Here is a 7,357-nt window from a genome sequence, read left to right on the forward strand (position 1 = left end):
CCTCCAAGTCTTGATTATCGGGGTTGAATGGGGATCAGGACGGCACCTCTGGCCAGCGGCTTTACCGTCTTGCTATAGATATTCAGCCAGCCCTGCTCCATGGCGCCCGAGATGGGCGTCGCGTGGGCACGGCGTGCGGCCATCTCGCTCTCCTCGATCAGTAGGTTGATCTGCCGGCCTGGGATGTCAATTTCGATGTCATCGCCATCTTTGACCAGCGCCAGCGGCCCGCCGGCGGCGGCCTCCGGGCAAATCTGCCCCACAGCCACGCCCCGGTTCAGGCCCGACAACTGCCCATCCGTCACGACGGCAACCTTGCCATTGAAGCCAGCCCCCTCGACGGCCGCGACGAACGACGATGCCAGGGCCATGCCCGGGCCGCCGATCGGCCCCATGCCCCGCAGGCACGCGACGGTGCCGGCCGTGATCCGGCCGTCGGCCAACGCAGCGATCGCTTCTTCCTGGGAATGGAACACCATGGCCTTGCCGCGAAAGCTCTCTGCCTTCTCGCCCGCGTTGCCCAGCTTCAAGATACTGCCCTCCGGTGCCAGCGAGCCCTTGAGAATGACCAAAGACGGCTTGGTCGAGACAGGGTCGTCGAGCGTGCGCAGAATGGATGGCGATGGGGCGTCGTAACCATCGAGAATGGTTTGCCACGTTTTGCCCGACACCGTCAGACAAGATTGCTCGATCATCGGCGCCAGGCGCGCAATCGTGGCCAACGTGCCGCCCGCCGCTTCGAGTTCCTCTGTGCGGTGCGGCCCATTGGGCTTGACCGTTGCCAGCAGCGGCACCTCGCGCCCCAGTCGATCGAACAAATCGTAGAGATCCACGTCGGTTCCGGCCTCTTCCGCAACACCTTGCAGGTGGCGCAGCACATTGATAGACGTGGACAGCGCCAACGCGACCCGCACCGCGTTACGGAAGGCAGCTGGCGTCAGGATGCGCCGCGGCGTCAGCCCTTCGTTGACCATCTCGACGATGCGCGCGCCTGCTGCCCGCGCCTGATCGACCATCGCTGGAGAGTTCGCCAACACGGGACTGGCACCCGGCAGTGTCAGGCCCAGTGCCTCACAGACGATGTGCATCGAGTTCGCCGTGCCTAGCCCGGCACACACCCCTGGGCTGCGGACGGCGCGCTTGCACATCCCGTCCAGGTCCTCGAATGAGAGTTGACCGGTGACATGCATGCCCACTTTCTCGAAGACGTCTTCGATATCAACGTGTTCGCCCTTGTATTGACCGCTAGCCTGGTAGCCGCAGATCACCACGAGCGTCGGGATGTCCAGCCGCGCGGCGGCCATCATCTGGCCGGGAGTGGTCTTGTCACAGGATGCCAGACAGACCATGCCGTCGAGCTGCGCCCCTTCTACCTGCACTTCGATATCGTTCACGATCAGGTCGCGCGACGGCAGAATATAGCGACCCTGTTTGCCCGCGCTGGTAATGAAATCGCTGGGCGCCGCGGTGCGGACCTCGAAAGGTACGCCGCCCGCCGCGCGGATGGCTGCCTTGACATGTGCGGACACCCCATCCAGATGGCTAAAGCAGCTTGATAGCTCCGAGGACGTATTCACCACGGCGATCTTCGGCTTCTCGAGGTCTGCGTCGCTCAACCCCAGTGCTTGCCACTGAGCTTTGCGCAGCGCCCATCGCGTGGTACCTGGGACAAAATTGCTTCGATATTTCGGGGAAGTCATTGCGGGGCTCCAAGAAAGGCACCATTGTTTGCCAGCACCTGCTGGATGTCGGCGGCGGGTACACGGTGGACGCTGCATCCACGCGCCACGGCCATCGCAGCTGCGTGACCGGCGGCTTCACCCATCGCGAAGCACTGGGCAGTCACGCGGATCGAGGCCTGCGCGCCGTGCGTAGCCGATGCGCACCGGCCGGCCACCATCAGGTTGTCGAAACCTTCCAGCAGCAACGAACGTAGAGGGATCTGGAAATACGTACCCGGCGGGAGCCAGATCCACTTGGTGGCACGGCCGGCAGCGTGATCCTCCATTGGCCACGCACAGCATGCGATCACGTCATCAAAGCGTGCGCCCTCCAGAACATCCTGATCGGTCAGGACATAGCTGCCGATGGTGCGGCGACTTTCACGGATGCCAATGACGGCACCCGTATCCATGACAAACGCCGAGGCGAATCCGGGGACATACTTGCGGAACGCCTTCAAGTACGTACAGACCTGCTCTCGCCCAGCGATCTCGGCGCGAGACATCACACTCAGGTCGAACGGGTTGGGCGACTTGCCGTCCACCGCGACCTTCGTGATGTTCAGGTGCGCAAGCCCTGGACGCTCCGCGAAGACGCCGCCGGCAGTACGCGGCAGTTCATACCCATCTTCGACCGCCTGCTCGAGCCGCTCACGCAGCGCGGGACGACTCAGGGTGGCCAGCGAATCGGTATCCACGCCGCCGAATCGCACCATGGTGGTCGGAAACTGCAGGTCGCCTTCCGATATGTCACACGGCGCACCAGCAAAATTTACGAGATCGGCATCCCCCGAGCAGTCGATGAACGCCTTGGCGCGGATGGCAAGGCGCCCTTCCTTGGTCTCGATGAACACCGCATCGACGTCCCCTTCGTGCATCGACACACCCACGAACATGGCATGGAACAGCACCTCCACCCGGGCTTCCTGAACAAGCTGATCGAGAGCGACCTTCATCGCGAACAAGTCGTAAGGCAGCGAAGCGGTCTCTAGCCAACGGGTCGGCTCGCCAAGGCCATCGAGCCCTCGCAGCCGCTCGATGACCTCGTTGCAGAAGCCGCCGACGATCTGCTGAACCTGCGTCTGGGTGACGGCGTACAAGCCGCAAATGCTGCCCAGGCTGACCGACGTCAGCGTGCCGCCCAGGAAGCCTTCGCGCTCGAGCAGCAATACCTTGGCCCCGGCGCGCGCGGCTGACACCGCGGCCGCCACGCCGGCTGCACCACCGCCAACCACGCAGACGTCCGCCGAACGGTAGACCGTTGTGGAACGAGCTGGCTCCGGGACCACCCCACATGAATACGTAGTCATTTTATCTCCAAATAAATGCGCGATGCCTCTCAACCCGAGCACGATCGCGCGTTTTTCTGCTCGACTGCAATTTGGTTACGTAGTCATTGTATAGAAAAAAACGTCGTTGCCAACGTCAGGACGTTGTGCGGCGCAGCACGAGATCGTTTGGCAGCACAAAGGTGTGCGGCGGGAGGTCAGGCGCGACCATGCGCCGCTCCAGCCGGTCTACGACTTGCTCGACCATTGCAGGCAACGGCTGTTGCACCGTGCTCAAGCTAATGCAATCCCACCGCGCCATCGGAATGTCGTCGTAGCCGACGACCCAGAGATCGTCAGGGACTTTCTTGCCGGTGCGCCTAGCCGCGTCCAGCACACCGATGGCCACGATGTCGTTGGTGCAGAACACGGCATCCAGGTCCGGACGTTCGGCGAGCAATGTCTGCATTGCCCGCATCCCATACTCGTAGCCAAAGTCAGTCGCATCGGCGCGCACAAAGTTCCGGCTTTGCACCAGATCACCCAGTCCTTCGATAAATCCACGTTCGCGCTCGCGAATCGTGCTCGCCTTGGACCCCCGGCTCGACGTAGCGGAAATCAGGCCGATACAGGTCCGGCCGGACGACAGGAAATACTCGGCGACCCGCCGGCCACCGGCATGGTTGTCGCTGACGATCGTGTCAAAAAGATCGGCTCCGACGGAGCGGTTGATCAGGATGATGGGTTTCTCGGCCGCGACGCGGCTGAGCATCTCCCGGGATTCATCCAATGCCGCGGCGAAGATGACGCCATCCGTCGCGCTTTCGGCCAGCGCACGCACAGTGGCATCGTCCATTTTCCCGTCGACCTCCCAGACGGTCGTCCGAAAACCCCGGCTGGCCAACCGCTCCACCATGAGTTGCAGCAGCAGCGGATACAACGGGTTGGACAGACTGGCAACCACGACCGCGACGGTGCCGCTGCGGCGGGTCTTCATTTGTCGCGCAGCTGCGCTCGGGGAATATTCCTGGTCCTGGATGACCTTCAGGACGCGCGCCTTCGTTTCCGGCTTCACCGACGGCAAATCCTGCAGCACGCGAGATACCGTGGTCTGGGACACTCCGGCCAGTCGCGCGATATCGATACTGGTAAGCCTTTTGCTCATGTTGCGGTGTTTTCCGTCGCGATGTGAATAGCGACCGTGATTCTAGCAATCATCACGACCAATTCGGCCAAAGACGGCGAGCGCCCCTATTGAGCCGCCGGTCGGTGTACAGGCGCATCTTTCTTGAGGTTCAATGGCACAAAGAGGCGACAAGGTCAGCGAGGACGCCGTCTTCGTCGGCGCACTTCAGTACCCGTAGCGCGTCGAAGGTCCCCCCATCCGAAAGTTGGGCATATCCGTATCGATCGCCCAGCTCGTCTAAAGCGTCGCCGCGCGCCAGCAGGAGCAGCGTGAGACAGTATCGGCCGTGAAGTTCGGCCAGCCTGCGCAAGGCTTCCATGTTGGGAGGATTCCCCTCTACGCTGGGCAAGCCGTACTCATCAATGGACGGGACAAGGATCGTTTCGTTTGGTGCATCGCCATCGGACTCAATCTCAACGAAACTGGTCTGACCGGCCTCGGCACGCAGGCACAGCAAGTACCGATTGCCGAAGATCTGAAGGCTTTCCTGTGTGGCCATCGGATTGGTTCTTTGATCGAAAACGTTCGTAATCTACCAGACTCCGTTCGGTGTACTTCCAGAACGCTCCGCTGCTCAGCGAGGCAGACTTCCTGAAAGCCCACGCAAGGCTACATGCCACTAATACGCGACTGACGATCGACAACAAGCACGATCCCAGGATAGCTGGCCGCAGCAACATGACGCACACCGATCGCGCCGGCGTACGACGATGACCCTGATCGGGTCGCAGACTACGGGCATCGCTGAAAAACACCTCGCTTTGCCCCCTTATTGCGGGCTAGCTTTGCCTCGCTGCCTGATCTCCTTCCGACTCCCGATTGCCGTCGGCTACGCGCGCTAAAACGGCAGTGAAATCGCCGTACCATGCGTCCATCAGTGGACCAACCGACACCGCCCGGAATTCAGCGCGGCGCTCCAGCCAGTCCAAGACGATGCGACGGTGTTCCTCAGTGGAAGAGCTACGATTGCCCTCCGGAGATACGAATCCATCCAAGCGATCGACGATGGCACCGGCATAAGTCAGCTGGTTCGCTTCGATGCCATCGCGGATGAAGGCATCGCAAGCGGCGATTCGGGCTTCAGCATCAAGTCCTTCAGCGAGTTCCGCCGCGACAAGAAACCCGAATTCTTGGAATTCGGCCACGCGCAGCTTCTTCCGCTGGCGAAGGTTCCGTCGTTTGCTCATAAATCCGATCCTTTGAAGAGTGAGACGTCTAATCCGGCAAGCGATACCTGCTCCCTCTCATCGTCCCTCAAGGGGCAATCACTGTCTTCCAAAGCGCAAGCGCACCAATATTCAGCACCACGGTCGCCCAGAAGACTGCCTGAAAGGCCTGCTTTCGGTTCTTATGCCGAAGGAGGTGTTGCGCAGCCAGTGCGCCTGGCCATCCTCCGCAGAGTGCTACGAAATGCAGATGGGCCTCCGGAATGCGCCAGACCTTCCGATTTGCCCGAGCCTTGTCGTCGGCGTACGCGAGGAAAGCGATGACGCTGGCCATCACGCTGACGATGCCAACGAGTCGCGGAAAATAGCCTCCCAGCGTACCCAAGACTATAGCTGCCAAAGCCACCACCCCAACGAACGCCGGTAACCAATTCGCTCCGGCGCCAGTGCCTGACTCTGGGACGCCCGCTATAGAGACGTTGAGCGCCTGCATTCGACCATCCTTACCGTTGGCGAGTTCGAAACTCACCCGGTCGCCCACTTTCGGCTGAACAACGCGTGTCCGCAGCGCACTCGCGTGAAAGAACACGTCCTTGAGGTCCGCATGGATGTCGATGAAGCCATAACCCTTATCGGCGTGCCAGGATTTGATCCGCCCCGCTTTCTTCATATTCTTTGGGTTGGTATTGCTGGAGGCGTGCAGTGTACGCGAAGGGCGTCGACGGCCCGTGTGGTCGACTGGGATTGGCCATCGTGCCACCCTGAACGCCGCAGTCGACGTGGAAGCGATGGGACGTTATGAACAGCGTGGGGGCAACTGGCACCATACCTCCCAAGGGACTATCCTCCTCCATGAGCTAAGGCAAGGAGCCAACATGGCAATTTCCCGGCATTTCGACGGCGCATGGCTCACTGTACTGGGCCTGTCAGGCGTGCTCGCCTCATGTGCCACCTCCAGGATAGCGGCCCCGCCGGACCTCCAACCCGCAGATGTACGTGGAACGGTCGCTGTGCTGCACGCCGCCGGTACGCAGAATTATCAGTGCAAGCGAGCAAACGACGGCCAATTGCTATGGACCCTCGTGGCACCAGAAGCCACTTTGACAGACGACCTCGGACAAGTCGTTGTGAAACACTATGCGGGGCCGACCTGGGAAGCGCCTGATGGCAGCAAGATAACCGGTAAGGTATTACGGCAGCTACCAAACGCGCAGACGCCAGACAGCATTCCCCTCTTGCTATTGCAAGCCACAAGCAGCGGAGGACCCGGCCTGCTATCACGAACACGGTACGTGCAGCGTCTGAATACACAAGGCGGCCAGGCACTCCCGCAAACGTGCACCCAGGAGGGACAGGAGAATCGCATGCCCTATCGCGCGGATTACGTCTTCCTCGAATAGCACTGCGAATCTGAAGCAGAACTCTCCGGGCCCACACCAACAGCCGAGTTCGCGCGCCTTCTGCTGCACATTAAGGTCACGTTATAAATGTGACCTCCTCTACAAGACACCACCGTTTGGTGGCGCCGCATGGGTATCGGCAGCGCGTCGGTAGCGGGCGCGGGATTTGACGGGCTGGCTCGCACGTCGCCGCATATGGTGTTTGCGGCCTATATCGCCAATAATGACCGAATAGCCATTGCCGGATCGGGGGGCCCATGCTTTACAGTCCCAACGCAATTCGTACGATCGCCCTTCTGGGGCACGCGGGGGGCGGCAAGACCTCCCTAGTCGAATCGCTGCTACACAAGGGCGGTGCACTGCACAACCCCGGCAGCATCGAGCGCGGCACAACAGTTTGTGATTTCGATCCGCTCGAACACAAATATCGGCATTCGCTTACCAGCGCGATCGCCCACCTCCATTATCGCGACGCCCGCATCTACCTGCTCGACACGCCGGGATATCCCGACTTCTGCGGGACGTATTGACCTGCGTGGCGGCATGCCCCAGCCAGCGCGACACGGCCACGGCCTGCGACGTCGACATGCCCGTGCCGATTTCCGCCCCCGAGTGG

General features: G+C 61.2%; 7 protein-coding genes and 1 pseudogene. 2 read left to right on the top strand and 6 right to left on the bottom strand.

Going from position 1 to position 7,357, the window contains the following annotated elements; genetic code table 11:
* Nucleotides 1-14: 14 nt before the first annotated feature.
* From ilvD to CYJ10_RS33230, 6 genes are all read right to left on the bottom strand, one after another.
* The gene (ilvD, locus tag CYJ10_RS33205; protein ID WP_101685682.1) at nucleotides 15-1,700 is read right to left on the bottom strand and encodes a dihydroxy-acid dehydratase; all 1,686 of its coding nucleotides are present in this window, start codon (nucleotides 1,698-1,700) and stop codon (nucleotides 15-17) included.
* A complete protein-coding gene (locus CYJ10_RS33210; RefSeq protein WP_101685683.1) occupies nucleotides 1,697-3,031 on the bottom strand; it encodes an FAD-dependent oxidoreductase in 1,335 nt (444 codons plus the stop codon). Before CYJ10_RS33210 ends, ilvD begins: the two co-directional genes overlap by 4 nt.
* A 115-nt stretch (nucleotides 3,032-3,146) precedes the next feature.
* Entirely contained in the window at nucleotides 3,147-4,154 is a 1,008-nt protein-coding gene (locus tag CYJ10_RS33215) for a LacI family DNA-binding transcriptional regulator (protein WP_101685684.1), read from the bottom strand.
* 130 nt (nucleotides 4,155-4,284) lie between these two features.
* Nucleotides 4,285-4,674: a hypothetical protein gene (locus CYJ10_RS33220; protein ID WP_101685685.1), complete on the bottom strand. Its 390-nt coding sequence runs from the start codon at nucleotides 4,672-4,674 to the stop codon at nucleotides 4,285-4,287.
* 280 nt (nucleotides 4,675-4,954) lie between these two features.
* Complete coding sequence (locus CYJ10_RS33225; protein WP_101685686.1) at nucleotides 4,955-5,362, bottom strand: YggL family protein; 408 nt, start codon at nucleotides 5,360-5,362, stop codon at nucleotides 4,955-4,957.
* A 67-nt stretch (nucleotides 5,363-5,429) separates the two neighbouring features.
* Nucleotides 5,430-6,011: a DUF1294 domain-containing protein gene (locus CYJ10_RS33230; protein WP_101685687.1), complete on the bottom strand. Its 582-nt coding sequence runs from the start codon at nucleotides 6,009-6,011 to the stop codon at nucleotides 5,430-5,432.
* Nucleotides 6,012-6,216: 205 nt separating this feature from the next.
* On the opposite strand from CYJ10_RS33230, the gene CYJ10_RS33235 reads away from it, so the two are divergent.
* Both CYJ10_RS33235 and CYJ10_RS33240 read left to right on the top strand, forming a co-directional pair.
* Nucleotides 6,217-6,741, top strand: a complete 525-nt coding sequence (locus CYJ10_RS33235) for a DUF3455 domain-containing protein (RefSeq protein ID WP_257993648.1) — start codon at nucleotides 6,217-6,219, stop codon at nucleotides 6,739-6,741.
* Nucleotides 6,742-6,998: 257 nt separating this feature from the next.
* A pseudogene (locus CYJ10_RS33240) lies at nucleotides 6,999-7,262 on the top strand (GTP-binding protein); the annotation flags it as partial.
* Nucleotides 7,263-7,357 lie beyond the last annotated feature (95 nt).

The organism is Cupriavidus pauculus, from assembly GCF_002858765.1.
Lineage (GTDB): Bacteria > Pseudomonadota > Gammaproteobacteria > Burkholderiales > Burkholderiaceae > Cupriavidus > Cupriavidus pauculus_B.

What these genes read in the sequence shown, in the direction of transcription:
- ilvD (WP_101685682.1), bottom strand. Translation starts at nt 1,700, where the DNA reads ATGACTTCCCCGAAATATCGAAGCAATTTTGTCCCAGGTACCACGCGA.
- CYJ10_RS33210 (WP_101685683.1), bottom strand. Translation starts at nt 3,031, where the DNA reads ATGACTACGTATTCATGTGGGGTGGTCCCGGAGCCAGCTCGTTCCACA.
- CYJ10_RS33215 (WP_101685684.1), bottom strand. Translation starts at nt 4,154, where the DNA reads ATGAGCAAAAGGCTTACCAGTATCGATATCGCGCGACTGGCCGGAGTG.
- CYJ10_RS33220 (WP_101685685.1), bottom strand. Translation starts at nt 4,674, where the DNA reads ATGGCCACACAGGAAAGCCTTCAGATCTTCGGCAATCGGTACTTGCTG.
- CYJ10_RS33225 (WP_101685686.1), bottom strand. Translation starts at nt 5,362, where the DNA reads ATGAGCAAACGACGGAACCTTCGCCAGCGGAAGAAGCTGCGCGTGGCC.
- CYJ10_RS33230 (WP_101685687.1), bottom strand. Translation starts at nt 6,011, where the DNA reads ATGAAGAAAGCGGGGCGGATCAAATCCTGGCACGCCGATAAGGGTTAT.
- CYJ10_RS33235 (WP_257993648.1), top strand. Translation starts at nt 6,217, where the DNA reads ATGGCAATTTCCCGGCATTTCGACGGCGCATGGCTCACTGTACTGGGC.